Annotated in this window: 1 protein-coding gene; it reads right to left on the bottom strand. The window is 54.7% G+C overall.

All coding sequences use genetic code 11. The features are described 5' to 3' along the window. Nucleotides 1-717 (bottom strand): DNA polymerase (locus tag AC1RPW_RS07745; protein ID WP_481769402.1); only part of this gene is annotated, 717 nt, incomplete at both ends.

The following is a 717-nucleotide window of genomic DNA, read 5'->3' as shown; positions in this document are numbered from 1 at the left end:
CCGCGACGCACCTGCTGCGCCACGATCTGCTGATCCTGAGTCATGGCCGCAGGCAGGAATCGACGACGTGCCGATGGGCTGTACACGTAGTACTCTTCTTCTGCCATGCGTTGCATAGCCTCGGTCCACTCAGCACCCTGCGGAAATGCCTTGAACATCTTGTCGATGATGTCCTGCGCGTATGCTGTGCGATCCTCTTCAATCAATGCCGTAAGCTTGTGATCCAACTCTTCCAGCATGCGATTGATTTCGACCATACGCTTCTTGTCCGTCTCGGGCTTCAACGACTCTTCGTACAGCGCGCTGATCTGTCCTTTTAGGGAGCCAAGGTCACTCTGCTTCGTATCGATGCCGAGTGTCTTTGCGCTCTTACCGTACAGCGTGCCGAACACAATCGCCTTAATCGCGTGACGGAGCGGGTGATCCTTGTCCACCCACTGCTTGAAAAAGCGAAACACGTTTTGAATGTGAATGTCGCCTTTCGTCTTTAGCTGCGCCTTGATCTCAGCGCGTTCCTCATCGGTCTTTGCCGAGATGTAGGCTTGCCGCAATTTCTGACCTGCGCGGAACGCCTCGGCCAGTGCCTTGTCGCCTGCCGCAACTGACCAGATTCGCACTTCGTGAGCAGAGTAGTCGTATCGAATCATCAGGTATCCGGGTGTGGATACGAACATCTTCTTGATGATCTTTGCGAGCTTTCCCCGGCTCGGAATCTGC

The sequence above is a fragment of the Dellaglioa sp. CoH-55-MRSF-8 genome (assembly GCF_056782195.1).
Note: the sequence above shows the minus strand (reverse complement) of the source record. Positions and strands in the feature narration are given on the sequence as shown.